18 protein-coding genes and 4 pseudogenes are annotated in these 15826 nt (G+C 59.7%); all 22 read left to right on the top strand.

Going from position 1 to position 15826, the window contains the following annotated elements; all coding sequences use genetic code 11:
- The 22 genes and pseudogenes from ACTWLJ_RS01110 to ACTWLJ_RS01005 all read left to right on the top strand — a co-directional run bounded on the left by ACTWLJ_RS01110 (position 1) and on the right by ACTWLJ_RS01005 (position 15787).
- Positions 1–333: a phage baseplate protein gene (locus tag ACTWLJ_RS01110; protein WP_445179564.1), complete on the top strand. Its 333-nt coding sequence runs from the start codon at positions 1–3 to the stop codon at positions 331–333.
- Positions 330–1325, top strand: a complete 996-nt coding sequence (locus ACTWLJ_RS01105) for a baseplate J/gp47 family protein (RefSeq protein ID WP_445179563.1) — start codon at positions 330–332, stop codon at positions 1323–1325. The genes ACTWLJ_RS01110 and ACTWLJ_RS01105 overlap by 4 nt, the downstream gene beginning before the upstream one ends.
- Positions 1322–1957 carry a phage tail protein I gene (locus ACTWLJ_RS01100; protein WP_445179562.1) on the top strand — a complete coding sequence of 212 codons (636 nt, stop codon included), beginning with the start codon at positions 1322–1324 and terminating at the stop codon, positions 1955–1957. Before ACTWLJ_RS01105 ends, ACTWLJ_RS01100 begins: the two co-directional genes overlap by 4 nt.
- Entirely contained in the window at positions 1958–4450 is a 2493-nt protein-coding gene (locus ACTWLJ_RS01095) for a phage tail-collar fiber domain-containing protein (protein WP_445179561.1), read from the top strand.
- A gap of 5 nt (positions 4451–4455) precedes the next feature.
- Positions 4456–5007, top strand: a complete 552-nt coding sequence (locus tag ACTWLJ_RS01090; RefSeq protein ID WP_445179560.1) for a DUF4376 domain-containing protein — start codon at positions 4456–4458, stop codon at positions 5005–5007.
- A 100-nt stretch (positions 5008–5107) separates the two neighbouring features.
- Positions 5108–5293: a hypothetical protein gene (locus ACTWLJ_RS01085; RefSeq protein ID WP_401217931.1), complete on the top strand. Its 186-nt coding sequence runs from the start codon at positions 5108–5110 to the stop codon at positions 5291–5293.
- A gap of 2 nt (positions 5294–5295) precedes the next feature.
- Positions 5296–6462 carry a phage tail protein gene (locus ACTWLJ_RS01080; protein WP_401217934.1) on the top strand — a complete coding sequence of 389 codons (1167 nt, stop codon included), beginning with the start codon at positions 5296–5298 and terminating at the stop codon, positions 6460–6462.
- On the top strand, positions 6462–6968 hold the full coding sequence (locus tag ACTWLJ_RS01075) for a phage major tail tube protein (RefSeq protein WP_134825665.1): 507 nt from the start codon (positions 6462–6464) through the stop codon (positions 6966–6968). Before ACTWLJ_RS01080 ends, ACTWLJ_RS01075 begins: the two co-directional genes overlap by 1 nt.
- Before the next feature lie 175 nt (positions 6969–7143).
- A complete protein-coding gene (locus ACTWLJ_RS01070; RefSeq protein ID WP_445179559.1) occupies positions 7144–7725 on the top strand; it encodes a phage tail assembly protein in 582 nt (193 codons plus the stop codon).
- A gap of 128 nt (positions 7726–7853) precedes the next feature.
- Positions 7854–10115 (top strand): phage tail tape measure protein, encoded by a 2262-nt coding sequence (locus tag ACTWLJ_RS01065; RefSeq protein WP_445179558.1) that lies wholly within the window; start codon positions 7854–7856, stop codon positions 10113–10115.
- Positions 10112–10495 carry a phage tail protein gene (locus tag ACTWLJ_RS01060; protein ID WP_445179557.1) on the top strand — a complete coding sequence of 128 codons (384 nt, stop codon included), beginning with the start codon at positions 10112–10114 and terminating at the stop codon, positions 10493–10495. Before ACTWLJ_RS01065 ends, ACTWLJ_RS01060 begins: the two co-directional genes overlap by 4 nt.
- Positions 10488–10700: a tail protein X gene (locus tag ACTWLJ_RS01055; protein WP_445179556.1), complete on the top strand. Its 213-nt coding sequence runs from the start codon at positions 10488–10490 to the stop codon at positions 10698–10700. The genes ACTWLJ_RS01060 and ACTWLJ_RS01055 overlap by 8 nt, the downstream gene beginning before the upstream one ends.
- 9 nt (positions 10701–10709) lie before the next feature.
- Positions 10710–11738 (top strand): phage late control D family protein, encoded by a 1029-nt coding sequence (locus ACTWLJ_RS01050; protein WP_445179555.1) that lies wholly within the window; start codon positions 10710–10712, stop codon positions 11736–11738.
- A gap of 174 nt (positions 11739–11912) precedes the next feature.
- A pseudogene (locus ACTWLJ_RS01045) lies at positions 11913–12011 on the top strand (phage tail terminator protein); the annotation flags it as partial.
- An 8-nt stretch (positions 12012–12019) separates the two neighbouring features.
- A pseudogene (locus ACTWLJ_RS01040) lies at positions 12020–12193 on the top strand (phage late control D family protein); the annotation flags it as partial.
- A gap of 174 nt (positions 12194–12367) precedes the next feature.
- Positions 12368–12466 (top strand): annotated as a pseudogene (locus ACTWLJ_RS01035) (phage tail terminator protein); the annotation flags it as partial.
- 8 nt (positions 12467–12474) lie between these two features.
- Positions 12475–12648: pseudogene (locus tag ACTWLJ_RS01030) on the top strand (phage late control D family protein); the annotation flags it as partial.
- A gap of 174 nt (positions 12649–12822) precedes the next feature.
- Entirely contained in the window at positions 12823–13407 is a 585-nt protein-coding gene (locus ACTWLJ_RS01025) for a phage tail terminator protein (RefSeq protein WP_445179554.1), read from the top strand.
- Positions 13404–13583 (top strand): DUF2635 domain-containing protein, encoded by a 180-nt coding sequence (locus ACTWLJ_RS01020; RefSeq protein WP_401217956.1) that lies wholly within the window; start codon positions 13404–13406, stop codon positions 13581–13583. Before ACTWLJ_RS01025 ends, ACTWLJ_RS01020 begins: the two co-directional genes overlap by 4 nt.
- The gene (locus ACTWLJ_RS01015; protein WP_445179553.1) at positions 13583–15079 is read left to right on the top strand and encodes a phage tail sheath subtilisin-like domain-containing protein; all 1497 of its coding nucleotides are present in this window, start codon (positions 13583–13585) and stop codon (positions 15077–15079) included. The genes ACTWLJ_RS01020 and ACTWLJ_RS01015 overlap by 1 nt, the downstream gene beginning before the upstream one ends.
- Before the next feature lie 67 nt (positions 15080–15146).
- On the top strand, positions 15147–15494 hold the full coding sequence (locus tag ACTWLJ_RS01010) for a phage tail tube protein (RefSeq protein ID WP_401217962.1): 348 nt from the start codon (positions 15147–15149) through the stop codon (positions 15492–15494).
- A complete protein-coding gene (locus tag ACTWLJ_RS01005; RefSeq protein ID WP_003222226.1) occupies positions 15491–15787 on the top strand; it encodes a phage tail assembly protein in 297 nt (98 codons plus the stop codon). The genes ACTWLJ_RS01010 and ACTWLJ_RS01005 overlap by 4 nt, the downstream gene beginning before the upstream one ends.
- The last annotated feature ends 39 nt before the right edge of the window (positions 15788–15826 follow it).

Here is a 15826-nt window from a genome sequence, read left to right as displayed (position 1 = left end):
ATGATCGGAATCGATAGAGACAGCGGGGCCACGGTCGACGATTGGCTGCAGTTTGTGCAGCGCGCGACCCGGGCCCTGACCACGCCGCTGGGCAGCCGGCAAAAACGGCCCTTGTATGGCTCGCTGATTCCCACGTTGCTCGGCCAGAACCTCGGCGATGACGTCCTGCTTCTGGCGCAGAGCCACGCGGCACAAGCGTTCTACAACGCACAAAACGGCATCGGCGATTTTCAGCCAAACGTGATCGTCGCGACTCGTCAGGGCGCCGGAATGCTCCTGCGTTTCGCCGGCACCTGGAAAAACCGCCAACAGACTTTCGAGGTAGTGACATGAGCATGTTGATCCCCGGCCAGAATCAACTGGCTGAACCGTCGCTGATCACCGTCGAGGACTTCGAGGACCTGCTCGCCGAGTTCAAGACGTTCGTTGTCGAATACGTCGGCGCCCGGTCTCCGGACAGTGCGGCGAAACTCAAGACCAGCCTGGAAAACGAAAGCGAACTGCTGACCCTCGCGCTCGAAGCGTTCTGTGTGCGGCTGCAAACCCACGAACGTAAATACAACGCCCGGATCAAGCAGATGCTGGCGTGGTGGGCGACCGGCAGTAACCTCGATGCGCGTTTGGCAGACATGGGGCTGGAGCGGCAGATACTCGATCCGGGTGACCCGGCAGCATTCCCGCCAGTGCCAGCGATTTATGAAAGCGACGACGACGCCCGACTGCGTTATTACCTCGCACCACACGCCCCGGCTGCCGGCTCGCGGATGCAGTATCGCCGCGAGGTATTCACCCTTGGCGAACGGCCCACGGTAAAGGTCGAATCCACTGACAGCAATGTGGTGACCGTCACTTACACCTTCGACCCGGACGGCCTCGCCGCACAGGTCAAGGACGGCAACGGTCGCCGCACCGCGCCGGGCGAAGTCCAGGTCACCGTGCTTTCGCGAGAGGGCGATGGCATACCGTCCGCAGCATTGCTCGACGGCGTTCGCCAACACTTTGCCCGTCCGGATGTGCGCCCGGAAACCGACCTCGTCACCGTCAAGGCTGCCGACGTTCAGCGCTACAAAATCCGTGTCGTGGCGAAGATCAATTCCGGCCCCGATTCGGGCCTGACCAAAGTCGCCGCACAGCAACAATTGCAGGCCTACGCCGACAGTTGCCATCGCCTCGAAGGGCGGGTTGATCCGAGCTGGATCGACTACACGCTGCACAGCGCCGGCGCAGTGCAATTGCAGATTCTGGAGCCAACGGCACCGATCATCACCAGCGCATTTCAAGCGCCGTACTGCACAGCGGTCGAAGTCGAGGTGCTGACGATATGAGTGAGCAAACGCAACGCCCGACACTGCTACCGGCCAACAGCTCGGCGCTTGAACGGGCGCTGGATCTTGGCTTCGGCAAACTGCTGGATCGCATCACGCCACCGTTTCCCGAGCTGATGAACCCGAGCGAAACGCCAGTCGCGTTTCTGCCATATCTCGCGGCGGATCGTGGTGTCGCCGAATGGAGCACCGCCGCGCCGGAAGCTGAAAAGCGTCTCACCGTCGAACTCGCCTGGCCCACTGCGCGCCAGGCCGGCACCCGCAAAGCGCTGGAAAACGCCGCCAAGGGTTTGCAACTGCGCCCGGAAATTCGCGCCTGGTACGAACAAACGCCACACGGCGTGCCCTACAGCTTTTCCGTGCGGGCCTTCAGCGAACAACCCTACAGCGAAGAAATCGACGCCCGTCTCGACCGCCGCCTGGCGGATGCCAAAAGCGAGCGGGACATTCTCTCGGTGTCGGTCGGCTTGAGCGCCTTCGGCAATCACGTCATCGGCGCCGCGACCTTCTGCGGCGAACTGACCACGGTTTATCCGGTGTTCATCGAAGGGCTCGAAACCTCAGGCGAGGCGTTCATGGCCGCTGCTTTGTACACCGTCGAAACATCCACTATTTATCCTCAGGGGGCCTGAATGGCTGACTATTACACCCTGCTCACCAACGCAGGGATTGCCTACGAAACTGCCTGCAAGGCAGCGGGCGTACCGATCAAACTGACGCAGATTTCGGTCGGCGATGGTGGCGGCTCCGTCTACAACCCGGCCGCGACGGCTACCGCACTGAAACGCGAAGTCTGGCGCGGGCCGCTCAATGCGCTGTTCCAGGACGAGAAGAATCCGAGCTGGCTGCTCGCCGAAGTGACCATTCCGCCGGATGTTGGCGGTTGGTATGTGCGTGAAGCGGGGCTGTGGACTGACACCGGCATTCTCTACGCCATCGTCAAATACCCGGAGTCCTTCAAGCCGGTTTTGGCCACTTCGGGCTCGGGCAAAGAGTTCTACATTCGCTCGATTTTCGAGACCAGCAATGCGTCCTTGGTGACGTTGTTGATTGATGACACGGTGGTCAAGGCGACTCGTGCGTGGGTCATGAGTTATCTGGCCGAAGAACTCGGCAAGCTGGATGGCAAACAATCAGTGCGGGTCGCTGCATCCACCAATCTGGTGCTGAACGGCGCGCAGCAAATCGACGGCGTTGCGGTGATCGCTGGTGACCGAGTGCTGCTGGTGAACCAGACCCTGGCCAAGGACAACGGCCTGTGGATTGTCGCCAACGGTGACTGGGCACGGGCGACCGATGCCAACAGCAGCGCCAAGGTAACCCCAGGCCTGACGGTCATGGTGGAAGAGGGCACGGCCAACGGCGATTCGCTGTGGCATCTGACCACCAACGCGCCGATCGCACTCGGCACTACAGCGCTGACGTTCAAGATGTTGGCTGGGCGCACAGGGATTGCTGCCGGTACTTACAAGAGTTTGAGCGTTGACGAATATGGCCGGGCGACTGCGGGTGCAAATCCCGAGACGCTGGCCGGGTTCGGCATCAAGGATTCGTACACCAAGGCTGAAGTTGAAGCGCTGATCGCCAAGGCGTCGGCATTGCCGGTGGGCTCGATTGTCGCGTTTCCGGTTGATGCACCGCCGCCGGGCTTTCTTGAGCTGGATAACAGCGTCAAGAGCAGTGCGACTTACCCTGACTTGAGCGCTTATCTGGGCGGCAAGTTCAACAAGGGCGATGAGGGTACTGGGAACTTCCGCTTGCCTGAGGCGCGTGGGGAGTTCTTGCGTGGTTGGGATCATGGGCGTGGAGTGGATGTTGGCCGGGCCGCAGGAAGTTACCAACTTGATGCTTTTCAAAACATCACTGGCACGGTCTCGACCGATGGTGTGAATGCTGGCCCAAACGGGGTGTTTGGATCTCAACCCGGCGCCCCGCAGGTTGCTACCTCCACGATTGCGAGCACCACGAGTCTATTGACGTTCGATGCCGGCAGGGTCGCGAGAACCTCGACCGAAACCCGACCGCGCAACCTCTCCGTCATGTGGTGCATCAAAGCCTGGAACGCGCCGGTCAATCAGGGAAACATCGACGTAGCTGCATTGGCCAAGGAAGTTGAACGGCTAAAATCTGCTGTTCCGGTTGGCGCTGTCCTCGCGTTCCCAACAGGGATCGTTGCTCCCGGCTATCTGGAGTTGGATGGTAGTGTGCAGAGCATTGCGACGTATCCGGATCTGGCCGCTTTTCTCGGCACGACGTACAACAAGGGCGATGAGGGCGCAGGAAACTTCCGGTTGCCGGAGTCGCGTGGTGAGTTTTTACGCGGTTGGGATCATGGTCGAGGCGTGGATGCGGGTCGCTCTCCAGGAAGTTGGCAGAAGGCCACGCTCATGGCAGTCGACGCCGTTGGACAGGACGGGCTTGGCGTTCAATCCGTAGGTGCCGCGTGGAAGGTTAATGCAGACGGCTCGGGAAACAGTCATGCGTTTGTCGGTGGAGATGTTGTTGGTTCGGCAGCGTACGTCGGCGCAGGCATATCGACCGGAGTTCCCCCTTCCGCACTCTTTCAGGCAGATGAGGCCCAGTACACTCGGGGAACACTGGTCGGCACTCGCCCCCGCAACCTTGCAGTCATGTGGTGCATCAAAGCCTGGAGCGCTCCGGTCAATCAGGGAGGCATAGACATCACGGCACTCGCAACTTTGGCGACGCAGGCTAGCGAAATCAGCCTCGGAACTGCCAAGATCGCTACACAGGCTATGACAGATGGCGGCGCGGATGACACTACGATCGTGACTCCGAAGAAAATGCGTTGGGGGTTTCAGATCCTCAAAGCAGCAAACGGCTATATCGTGTTTCCGTCGTGGCTAGGTGGCTTCGTTATCCAATGGGTCAACGTTGTCATGCCAACAGCACAGCTCGGAACAACATCATTTTCTTGGCCGCTGACTTTTCCAACCGCCTTCGCCGCGTGTGCTATTGCATCTAACTGTATGAATAGCTCGCCGGGTTACGTCGGTCTTTCGGTGGTGGCTCGTGATATTAGGGGGGCGACACTTCAAAACCTAGGTATTTCAGGGGCGCTTGGTGCGGTTGCCCCTACAACGGTCATTGGTTTGGGATGGTAGTGGTTATGACTAAATATGCGATTTTTGACGGCTCTGGCATTTTGGCAGGACGCTATGACTCGACTCTTCATGCTGATATTCCGGATGGGGCCATCGCGATAACTGCAGAGTTATTTCGGCGCACGGTTATAGAATCTGACGGTGTGTGGCGGCTGGTCGATGGCGATGTGGTCAAGGAGCCGTTTGCCGAAGTGATGCCGGATTATGCGCAGTTGGTGGCCGCTGAACGCTACAAGCGGGAAGCGATTGGCGTCTTTGTCGACGGCCTGCAAATCGAGACGAGCCGCGAGAGTCAGGCGCTGATCACCAGTATTGGACTGTCGGCCGTCCTCGATTCTGCATACCGCTGCAACTACAAGATGGTCACGGGCTTTTTCGAAATTGGATCGCCGCAGATAATTGCAATTTCCAAGGCTGTCCGCGCTCACGTTCAGGCCTGCTACGACCGTGAACTGGCCCTTCTTCAAGCAATCGAGGCCGGTACCTACACTGATGAAATGCTGACCGAAGGCTGGCCGGATTCCCCTCCAGCCACACCACTTCCGGCACCTCAATAACCGCCCCGCACCCCGGGGCGTTTTCTTGCCCACCTGAAAAACTCAACACCCGCCAAGCCCCTCCCCACGAGGGGCTTTCCCGTTTATGGAGAAACGAAAAATGGCAACTCGCCAAACCTACACCGTGCTCGTCCCATTCCCCACCGGCGGTGGGCACTGGTCGAGCATCGGTCAAGACCTTGACCTGCTCGATGTCGAGGCCAGTGCTCTGCACGGTGCCGGTCGACTTGAGCTGAAAACACCTACCACTCAGGCCAAAAAGGCCGCTGCCAAGAAGGCTGACTAAACATGGCTGAGGTTCTGAACTTCGAGCACAACGGCATTACCGTCAATGCCACTGAATCCCCCGAGGCCATGGGTGGCCTGGGTGACAACGTCATCGGTCTGGTCGGCACCGCGCCGAAGGCTGATCCGCTGATTCCGCGTAACGCACCGTTCCGCATCAACAGCTTCACCACTCACGCGCTGCTCGATCCGACCGGCGCCGAGGAAGGTACGCTGTATCACGCCGTTTACCAGATCCTCAAAGTGGTCAAGGTGCCGGTGTATGTGGTGATCGTTGAAGCGGGCACAACCCCGGCCGACACGGTTAACGCGGTGATCGGCGGCGTTGATCCGCTGACCGGCCGCAAGCTCGGTCTGGCCGCGCTGGGCAGTGTCCCGGAAGACCTGACCATCATCGGTGCGCCGGGCTTCACCGGCACCAAAGCGGTGGCCAGCGAGTTCGCCTCGTTCGGCAAGCGCATCAAGGCCCGTGTGGTGCTGGACGGCAAGGACGCTTCGGTTGCCGATCAAGTGTTGTACAGCCAGGAACTGGGCGGCGCCGACCTCGGTTTCGACCGTTGCCTGGTGGTGCACAACATGCCTGCCGTGTACTCGAAAGCCGCGAAGAAAAACGTCTTCCTGTCGCCATCCAGCCTGGCGATTGCCGCGCTGGCCAAGGTCAAACAGTGGGAGAGCCCGGGCAACCAGGTGACCTACGCCGAAGACGTGTCGCGAGTGGTCGAATACAACATTCTCGACACCTCCACCGAAGGCGATCTGCTCAACCGCTACGGCGTCAGCTACTACGCTCGCACCGTGCTCGGCGGCTTCTCGCTGCTGGGTAACCGCTCGATCACCGGCAAGTTCATCAGCTACGTCGGCCTCGAAGATGCGATCAGCCGCAAGCTGGTCAAGGCCGGCCAGAAAGCCATGGCGAAAAACCTCACCAAGTCCTTCATGGACCAAGAGGTCAAGCGCATCAACGACTGGCTGCAAACCCTGGTCGCCGACGAAACCATTCCTGGCGGCAGCGTGTACCTGCACCCGGAACTGAACAGTGTCGAGAAGTACAAGAACGGCACCTGGTACGTGGTCATCGACTACGGCCGCTACGCGCCGAACGAACACATGATTTATCAACTCAACGCCCGCGATGAAATCATCGAGCAGTTCCTGGAGGACGTTCTCTAATGTTTACCAACCGTAATCGCCAGGCCATCGCGGCCACCCTGCAAGGCCTGCCGTTGTCGGCGACCGTTGAAGAATTTACTCCGCCGAAGATTGAATTCGACGTGGAAGAGATGCGCGGCGGCCGCTTCATTGTTGAAGAAATGGTCAAGGGCGGCAAAGCGCTCAACGCCAAGTTGACCCTGCAAGGCATGGGTACAGAAGTCATGCTCGCGCTGGGCGTGAAGCTGGGCGACGACATCCTGCTGAACGTGCGTGAAGCCGGTCAGGATCAGGATGGCAATACCTGGTTCACCTACCACACCGTCGGCGGCAAGCTGAAATCTCTTGAAGAAACTGCGGTGAAGATGGGCGAAAAACCCAAGACCAATCTGGAGCTGTCCTGCCGCACCTACAACCGCCTGGAAAACGGCGTGCCGGTGATCGACATCGACGTGCGCACCCAGAAGTTTGTGCTCAACGGCGTCGACATCCTCGGTGATGCGCGTCGTGCGGTGCTGATGCCGTAACCCGATACCTGCCAGACCCCCGCCCGTGTGGGAGCCAGCCTGCTGGCGATGAGGCTATCACCTTCAACATCCATGTTGACTGGCCTGACGCTATCGCTAGCAGGCTAGCTCCCACAGTGGGCTGTCTGGTCGCTTTTGTGCAACACCCCTCAAGAATCACCAAGGAATTCCCTTCATGTCGTGGATGCCTCCAAAGCATGACTTGTTGTCGCCGATCACCGGTGACGACGGCTCGCAGATCGAATCGATCCAGCTCAAGCCACTGTTCTACGCCGCACAAAAAGAAGCACTGGAACTTGCCGGCGATGACGAAGACGATCAGTTCTTCGAACTCGCGCTGCTGGCCACCGGGCTCTCGGTCAAGGAACTCGATCAGCTCAAACGCCCGGACTACGTGACCATCGCCCAGTACGTGCACGAAATGTCGACCCGTCCGGCGTCGTACTTTCTCGACCAGGTCGAAGACGCGGAAAAATCCGCCGATCCCGATCAAGTGCAACTGCTGCACCCGCTCGCCGTCACCGGCCGCACCGTGACCTCGCTGAGCCTGGAAATGCCGGTGCTGCGCGCCACCAAAGTGATGAAGAAACTGAAAACGGCCAAGGAACGTGCCGAGTTCATCACCGCACATTGCGCCGGCCTGATGATCCCCGATCTGGCCCTGTTGAGCGTCCCGGACTGGACTCAGCTACAGGTGCGCATAGACGATTTTTTAAACCAGCCGGCGGCCTTCTTTCAGAGCGCGACATCGAAGTAATCCTCGATATCGTGCCGCTCATTTACCCGGTAAGTGAGGCGGAAATTCTGGAGTGGGACGCCGAAAAGGCGTTGCGCCGCTACGACATAGCGATCACTCGCCTTGGCGTGAAACAGGAGTAGAGCGGCATGGCAGAGAACAAATATGCGCTCACTTACGCCGGTGAGAGCAGCAACACAGCAGGCGGTTTGGCGGTACCGGAAGACCTCGGCAAACCACTGCAGGATTTGAACCTGACACTGGCATTGGCAAGTTCGGATATTCGCCTGCTGACACAGGAACAGATCAAGCTTCGAGAGCTGCTGGTCACCCAGCAGTCGCTGTTCAAATCCAGTGCCGCAGCACCTGCCGCGAGCGAGCCGAAGTCAAAGCTCAAGGCTGAAATCGAGCAGCGTCCGCCACCGAAAATCATGCAGTCGGGCATGGCTAACGAGACAGCGTTGGTCGAACTCAATCAGTTGCTCAAGCTGAGCAATGATCAACTTCAAACACATTCGCAGAACACATCGGAACTCGCCAGCGAGAAGCTGGTGGCGGGCAGCGGTGCGACCAACGCGGACTTGATCCAGGTGCAAATCGTCGGCGCCCGGTCCGGCATTGCCGAGGGTGCCAAAGGAGACCAGAGGGCGAACGAACTAAATTGGTTCTCCCGTGATGCCGCGATCAATGCGTCGGCCTTCAGAATGGACGTCAAGTCGGCTGGCGAGATGTTGGCAGCCTGGCGTTCGTCGCTGAAGCTGGATCAATATCAAAGCCAGGATCTGGCCGATGCAACGAGCTATCTTGGCAACAGTGGTCTGGACGCCAAGGCTGCCGATATCGGTTCGGTAGTACAACGCTCTGGCGAGAGTGCCATCGCAGCGGGGCTGACTCCGGAGCAAGTGGCTGCGTTCGCGGCGGCGCTGTTAAGCAGCGGCGCAGACAAGGAGGGTGCCGGCGCCGCGCTGAAGGGAATTACCTCGGTGCTGGCCAAGGGCGGTTCGGCTTCGACCGAGCAACGTACAGCCTTGGCCCAACTGGGGATTGATCCAGAATCGTTGGCTGGCGAGATGCGCAAGGATGCTCCTGCTGCCATCAACTCGGTTCTTGCGGCGCTCAATAAGCGACCAGTGCAGGAACGGTCAGCACTGACGAAGACACTCTTTGGCGAAAACGACGCAAGAGTTCTTGAGCTGCTGAAAAAACCGGAGGATGTAAAAAACGCGTTCTCGCAGGTCGCCGACAAACGCAACTACGCCACATCGGAACTTGGCGCAGATGGCGGTGCAGCGGCGAAATCCGCCGAGGCATACGGCAATACTTCGCAGGGGCGATGGAATGCGCTTGATGCGAGTCTGAACCGATTGTCCACAGCGTTTGGCACTGCATTGTCTCCTTTGGCCGATGGTGCCGCCGTGACACTCACTGCACTGGTCAATGGCTTGAGCACAGCAGCCGAAGCATTTCCCGCTGTGACTGCCGGACTTGTTCTGCTCGGGGCTGCTGCTCTTCCATTTGTGGGCGGTGTATTGAAGTCTGGTGTGGCCTCGGTGCTCGACGTGGTTGCCACAAAGCTGCTGCGTCTGGCGACTACTCGAATGCCGCCGGACATTGCCGATCTCATAACCGGCGATGACGACAGTAGTGGTGGTCGGAAACGTAAACGACCAGGTCGCGGGTCCGGTCGACGCGCACCTTCCAGCACACGGTCACGTGCCTCGGTTTCAGTTCCTGGCAGGAGCAGCCGTTTGAGCGGCGTGACGGCCAGGATCGCACCGATGTTTGACGATGCGATAACACGATTGAAGATGGTTGGCGATGCTGCCAAAAACCTCCGGCCGGAGTGGCTCAAAGGTGCTACAGCGAAAGTCATGCCATTGGTTGAAAGTGCCAGCGCCAAACTCATGCCTACAGTTGCCAAGGCGTTGCCCGCCATCAAGATCGGTGCGCCACTGGCCCTTGCCCACGCCGCCTATACAGGATTGAAAGGCTGGCGCGAGGGCGATGACAAAGCTGTCAAGGGTGCCGCCGGTGAACTGGCCGGTACCGCTATTGGCGCCACAATCGGAACGTTTATTGCTCCCGGCATCGGAACGTTCATTGGCGGGACCTTGGGTGGAATGCTCGGTTCTTATCTGGGAGAGCAACTGGCGACCCCTCCAGAGGACAAACTGGCCCCTCCGGCCCAAGTGGCCAAAGACCTGAGCAGCGCTCAGACGCCAAGCCCACCGATCACCTACGCCCCCATTTTGAACTTCAACGGCGGTGATCTGACCAGCGCTGAAAAAGTCACCGCCATGGTCGCGCAGGCCATGGAAGCGCATTTCACTTCTCAATTCGTTCCGCTGATAAGCACTAACGGCCTCGCCACTCGCCGCGACGCAGCCCTGACTGATGGAGCCGCTCAATGAAACAACAAATGGCACTGGGCAGTTTCATCTTTGGTCTTTCGCGCAATTTCGCCTATAGCACGTTGGCGCGAAAGTCCGACGGTGGCTGGAGCGAAATACAGATCCTCACCAGCAAACCCAAATCCAGCCAGACCGGACAGAAACCGGAGACGCTGACCATCACCGGCAAGTCGATGTACGCCGTCGCCATGGATCGGCTCGACGAACTGCGAGCCTTGCAGGCCTTGCGCATACCGCTGCCGTTGATCGATGGCATCGGTCGCAACTGGGGTTTGTGGCGGATCAACAGCGTCTCCGAAACCCAGACCCAGATCATCGATGACGGTACGGCGATGGTGGTGGATTGGGTCATCGAATTAGCGGAGTTCAACAATGCGTAAGGTTCGAAGCGTGGCCGGTGACTCGGTGAATCTGCTGCTCTACCGCGAAACCGGTCGCAGCGATGACGCCGCCGAAGAAGCACTGTGGAAACTCAATCCGACGTTGGCCGAACACGGCGCGATCCTGCCCGCAGGCGTCTGGGTGACATTGCCCGAACTCGACTCGAAACCCGCCGCGATCAAACCGGTCACGGCCTGGGATTAAGGAGGTTGCATGGCACTGGGATTCACGCCGGTCGTAGAGATTTATGGCGCAAACAAGGATCTGCTCAACCAACGCCTGATCAGCTGGGAACACATCGATGCCGCCGGTATCGAGTCCGACCAGTTGACCCTGACGGTAGACCTTGAAGGCCTCGATGGACTACCGAGCCTGGGTGGCAAAATCGGCCTGAAGGTCGGTTATCGGGAGACGGGCCTGGTCGACAAGGGCCAATTCAAAGTGACTCGCCTGACGCCGTCGCTGTTTCCATTTCGCCTGACCCTGGTGGCCACGTCGGCGCCGTTCAGCAAGGATGATGAGACCGGCTTCAAGCAGCGCCGCACCGCCAGTCATGGCCCGACCACACTGGGGGCGCTGTTTCGTGAGCTGGTGTCGCGGCACGGTTTTTCACCACGAGTCGCTCCCGACGTGTCGTTGATCAGGATCGAACACATCGATCAGTCCAACGAAACCGACATGGGCTTCGTGAGTCGCCTGGCGAAGAAGTACAACGTCGTCGCCAAGCCTTACGACGACGTGTACGTGCTGGCGCGGCCCGGTCAGACCAAATCGTTGTCGGGCAAAGTGCTGGCGAACGTGATCCTGTCGGTAACCAGCAACAATCGCCCCGGTGATCACGCCTTTGTCAGCGCCACGCTGGAGGAGTCCGCGCGTGCGCAGACTCAAGGATGCACAACCTGTTACTGGGACGGTGCGGCCTGTGTGCAACGCGAAGTCAAAACCGGCATGGCGCCGTTCAAGACCGTGCGTCAGCCGCAGCCCAGCGAAGCGGATGCCATCGCTGTGGGCGAAGGCGAAGTGCGCAAGATGCTGCGGCAAAAATACAAAGTGAAAATCACCTGTCCGGGCGATCCACAGTTGGCGGCTGAAGGTCTGGTGCTGCTCGATGACACGTGGCCGGACTTCATGCGCGGGCGCTGGTCGATCGAAAAGGTCACCGCCAGCGGCAACCGGGAAAACAGCTATCGCTGCGTGATCGACGCCGCCTGCCTCGATCCGAAAGCCGAAGCCAAAGACTGACTCACCTCTACCTCACAGCGACATAGGTCCCTGTGGGAGCGGGCTTGCCCGCGAAGAGGCCAGCACATTCGACAGAGATGTCGGCTGATACACCGCCATCGCGGGCAAGCCCGCTCCCACAGGGTTTTGCAGTGTTCGTGCAGATCCCGTTCTTCTGAACTCTGGAACACCAACATGAAGATCACCCCGATCCTCACGCAGTTGCGTGCGCAATGCCCTGGTCTTGCCAATCACATTTCGGTGGGTGTCGATCTGGCGTTGCTGCAAGGCAATCCTGATCGGGCGATCCACAGTTGGCGGCTGAAGGTCTGGTGCTGCTCGATGACACGTGGCCGGACTTCATGCGCGGGCGCTGGTCGATCGAAAAGGTCACCGCCAGCGGCAACCGCGAAAACAGCTATCGCTGCGTGATTGACGCCGCCTGCCTCGACCCCAAGGCCGAAGCCAAAGACTGATTCACCTCTACCCCACAGCGACATAGGTCCCTGTGGGAGCGGGCTTGCCCGCGAAGAGGCCAGCACATTCGACAGAGATGTCGGCTGATACACCGCCATCGCGGGCAAGCCCGCTCCCACAGGGTTTTGCAGTGTTCTTGCAGATTCCGTTCTTCTGAACTCTGGAACACCAACATGAAGATCACCCCGATCCTCACGCAGTTGCGTGCGCAATGCCCTGGTCTTGCCAATCACATTTCGGTGGGTGTCGATCTGGCGTTGCTGCAAGGCAATCCTGATCGGGCGATCCACAGTTGGCGGCTGAAGGTCTGGTGCTGCTCGATGACACGTGGCCGGACTTCATGCGCGGGCGCTGGTCGATCGAAAAGGTCACCGCCAGCGGCAACCGCGAAAACAGCTATCGCTGCGTGATTGACGCCGCCTGCCTCGACCCCAAGGCCGAAGCCAAAGACTGATTCACCTCTACCCCACAGCGACATAGGTCCCTGTGGGAGCGGGCTTGCCCGCGAAGAGGCCAGCACATTCGACAGAGATGTCGGCTGATACACCGCCATCGCGGGCAAGCCCGCTCCCACAGGGTTTTGCAGTGTTCTTGCAGATCCCGTTCTTCTGAACTCTGGAACACCAACATGAAGATCACCCCGATCCTCACGCAGTTGCGTGCGCAATGCCCTGGTCTTGCCAATCACATTTCGGTGGGTGTCGATCTGGCGTTGCTGCAAGGCAATCCTGATCTGCCGACACCCTCGGCCCACGTTACCCCGCTGGCGGATCTCGCCAGCAACAGCACCGCACAAAACGTAACCGCCCAACCGATCCGCGATCGTTTCGAAATCGTTCTGGTGCTTGACGCCACCGACGCTACAAAAGCGCTGGATCTGTTGCACGAGCTGCGCGCCGAACTGTGGCGCGCACTGGTGGGTTTCAAACCCGATCCCGACTACAGCGCCATCGTTTATGACGGCGGCGAACTGCTGTCGATCAACAGCAGCCGAGTGTTTTACCGGTTGCGCTTTTTTGCCGAGTTCCAGCTCGGCCGCAATCTGCCAAGTCAGCCTGCGGAGAGCTGGCACGAACGTGAACTGGACGGTTTGTCGTCCTTTACCGGGGTCACCGTGCGGGTCGATGCGATCGACCCGGCCGACCCCAACCTGAAATACCCGGGCCCTGACGGGCGCGTGGAACTGACTTTCTCTGGAGACGTAACCCCATGAGCAAACGCATCACCGTGCTGCCGGCCGCTGGCCGTGCCGTGCCTGACCCGGAGGCGGGCGATCTGTTGCCCCTCGACGGCCGTGAAGTGCTGGACAGCGCCTGGTGGCGCCGACGACTGGCCGACGGCGATATCACCCTCAAAACCGCAAAAGCTAAAGCACAGGGAGCCAAATAATGGCGATCGGATTCAGCAACATCCCCGCGGACATTCGTGTACCGCTGTTCTATGCAGAGATGGACAACTCGGCCGCCAATAGCGCGACCTCGGCCATGCGCCGTTTGATCGTCGCTCAGGTCAACGACAATATCGCCCCGAGCGAAGTCGGCAAACTGGTGCTGGTCTCCAGCGTTGCGCTGGCGAAAAGCATCGGTGGTCAAGGCTCGATGCTCGCCTCGATGTACGAAACCTTCCGCAAGGCTGACCCGATCGGCGAGATCTGGTGCCTGCCGCTGCACAACGCTGAAGGCGCCATCGCCAAAGGCGTGCTGACCCTGACCGGCACCGCCACCCAGGCAGGCGTGCTCAACCTGTATATCGGTGGTGTGCGTGTACAAGCCACCGTAGTCAATGGTGCTACCGCTACTCAGGCGGCTACCGCACTGGTGCAGAAAATCAATGCCTCCGCCGATCTGCCAGTCAGTGCTTCGGCTGTCGAAGGGGTAGTCACCGTGAACGCCAAATGGACCGGCGACAGCGGTAATGACATCAGTCTGCAATTCAATCGCCTGGGCAAGAGCAACGGCGAAGAAACCCCGGCCGGTCTGGTTACTGCGATCACGGCGATGATCGGTGGCGTCGGTGTCCCGGATCAGGTTGCAGCAGTGGCGGCACTTGGTGATGAACCGTTCGAATTCATCACCCTGCCATGGTCGGATCTGGCGACCCTCAATACCTGGCAAGCGGTGATGGATGACAGCACCGGTCGCTGGTCGTGGGCCAAGCAGTTGTTCGGTCACGTCTACAGCGCCAAACGCGGCACTGTCGGCACTCTGGTTGCAGCCGGTCAGGCTCGTAATGACCAGCACATGACCATTCAGGCGCTGGAGCCGGGTGTTCCACAACCGGTATGGGTACAAGCTGCCGCACTGGCTGCACGCACCTCGGTGTTCATCTCCGCCGACGCCAGCCGTCCGACCCAGAGCGGCAGCCTGCCGGGTGTTGATCCGGCGCCAGCCAGCGAGCGCTTCACCCTGACCGAGCGTCAGTCGCTGCTCAACTACGGCATTGCCACCGCGTACTACGAAGGCGGCTACGTGCGCATCCAGCGTTCGATCACCACCTACCAGAAAAACGCGTTCGGTCAGGCCGACAATTCGTACCTGGACAGCGAAACCATGCACCAGTCGGCGTTCATCGTGCGTCGTCTGCAAAGCGTGATCACCAGCAAGTACGGCCGGCACAAACTGGCCTCCAACGGTACCCGTTTCGGCGCCGGTCAGCCGATCGTCACCCCGAGCACCATTCGCGGTGAGTTGATCGCGCAGTACGCCAAGCTCGAACTGGAAGGCCACGTCGAGAACGCCGAACTGTTCGCCGAGCACCTGATCGTCGAACGCGACGTGCAGGACCCGAGCCGCGTGAACGTGCTGTTCCCGCCGGATTACATCAACGGTCTGCGCGTGTTCGCACTGCTCAACCAATTCCGTCTGCAGTACGACGACGCGGCTTGATAAGCGCGTTTGATGTCCAGCATTCAGCCCACCTCGCGTGGGCTTTTTTATTGAAGGGAGTAACACCATGGGTCAACTGATTGCAGGCACCTGCTACGTCAAAGTCGACGGCGCACAACTGACTATCAATGGCGGCTGCGAAGCCCCGCTGATGGCGGTAAAACGCGAAACCGTCGTGCCGGGTTTCTACAAGGAAACCGACATTGCGCCGTCGTTCAAAGTGACTGCGCTGCACACTGCCGACTTCCCGCTGAAACAACTGATTGCCGGCACCGACATCACCGTCACCTGCGAATTCAGCAACGGCAAAGTCTACGTGCTGGCCGGCGCTTACCTGGTCGAAGAGCCAGTCTCCAAGGGCGATGACGCCACCATCGAACTGAAATTCGAAGGCATCAAGGGGACCTGGCAATGAGCGGCGCCGTGAAGCTTCAAGTTGCGATCGAAGCTCACGGCGAGCCCCTGACCGAACTCGTCCTGCGCCGTCCGACGGTGCAGGAGGTGCGAGCGATCAAGGCGCTGCCGTACAAGATCGACAAGAGCGAAGAGGTCAGCCTCGACATGGACGTCGCCGCCAAATACATCGCCGTGTGCGCCGGCATTCCGCCGTCGTCGGTCAACCAGTTGGATCTGGCTGACCTCAACGCGTTGAGCTGGGCGGTTGCGAGTTTTTTCATGAGTGCGGCGTCGGAGCCATCACCGACCTGATCGCAGTCGCCTATGACCTGGCCTGGTTCTGGAAGGTTG

The organism is Pseudomonas sp. McL0111 (genome assembly GCF_052567255.1).
Note: the sequence above shows the minus strand (reverse complement) of the source record. Positions and strands in the feature narration are given on the sequence as shown.

Coding starts and splice junctions, on each gene's coding strand:
- ACTWLJ_RS01110 (WP_445179564.1), top strand. CDS start 1: ATGATCGGAATCGATAGAGACAGCGGGGCCACGGTCGACGATTGGCTG.
- ACTWLJ_RS01105 (WP_445179563.1), top strand. CDS start 330: ATGAGCATGTTGATCCCCGGCCAGAATCAACTGGCTGAACCGTCGCTG.
- ACTWLJ_RS01100 (WP_445179562.1), top strand. CDS start 1,322: ATGAGTGAGCAAACGCAACGCCCGACACTGCTACCGGCCAACAGCTCG.
- ACTWLJ_RS01095 (WP_445179561.1), top strand. CDS start 1,958: ATGGCTGACTATTACACCCTGCTCACCAACGCAGGGATTGCCTACGAA.
- ACTWLJ_RS01090 (WP_445179560.1), top strand. CDS start 4,456: ATGACTAAATATGCGATTTTTGACGGCTCTGGCATTTTGGCAGGACGC.
- ACTWLJ_RS01085 (WP_401217931.1), top strand. CDS start 5,108: ATGGCAACTCGCCAAACCTACACCGTGCTCGTCCCATTCCCCACCGGC.
- ACTWLJ_RS01080 (WP_401217934.1), top strand. CDS start 5,296: ATGGCTGAGGTTCTGAACTTCGAGCACAACGGCATTACCGTCAATGCC.
- ACTWLJ_RS01075 (WP_134825665.1), top strand. CDS start 6,462: ATGTTTACCAACCGTAATCGCCAGGCCATCGCGGCCACCCTGCAAGGC.
- ACTWLJ_RS01070 (WP_445179559.1), top strand. CDS start 7,144: ATGTCGTGGATGCCTCCAAAGCATGACTTGTTGTCGCCGATCACCGGT.
- ACTWLJ_RS01065 (WP_445179558.1), top strand. CDS start 7,854: ATGGCAGAGAACAAATATGCGCTCACTTACGCCGGTGAGAGCAGCAAC.
- ACTWLJ_RS01060 (WP_445179557.1), top strand. CDS start 10,112: ATGAAACAACAAATGGCACTGGGCAGTTTCATCTTTGGTCTTTCGCGC.
- ACTWLJ_RS01055 (WP_445179556.1), top strand. CDS start 10,488: ATGCGTAAGGTTCGAAGCGTGGCCGGTGACTCGGTGAATCTGCTGCTC.
- ACTWLJ_RS01050 (WP_445179555.1), top strand. CDS start 10,710: ATGGCACTGGGATTCACGCCGGTCGTAGAGATTTATGGCGCAAACAAG.
- ACTWLJ_RS01025 (WP_445179554.1), top strand. CDS start 12,823: ATGAAGATCACCCCGATCCTCACGCAGTTGCGTGCGCAATGCCCTGGT.
- ACTWLJ_RS01020 (WP_401217956.1), top strand. CDS start 13,404: ATGAGCAAACGCATCACCGTGCTGCCGGCCGCTGGCCGTGCCGTGCCT.
- ACTWLJ_RS01015 (WP_445179553.1), top strand. CDS start 13,583: ATGGCGATCGGATTCAGCAACATCCCCGCGGACATTCGTGTACCGCTG.
- ACTWLJ_RS01010 (WP_401217962.1), top strand. CDS start 15,147: ATGGGTCAACTGATTGCAGGCACCTGCTACGTCAAAGTCGACGGCGCA.
- ACTWLJ_RS01005 (WP_003222226.1), top strand. CDS start 15,491: ATGAGCGGCGCCGTGAAGCTTCAAGTTGCGATCGAAGCTCACGGCGAG.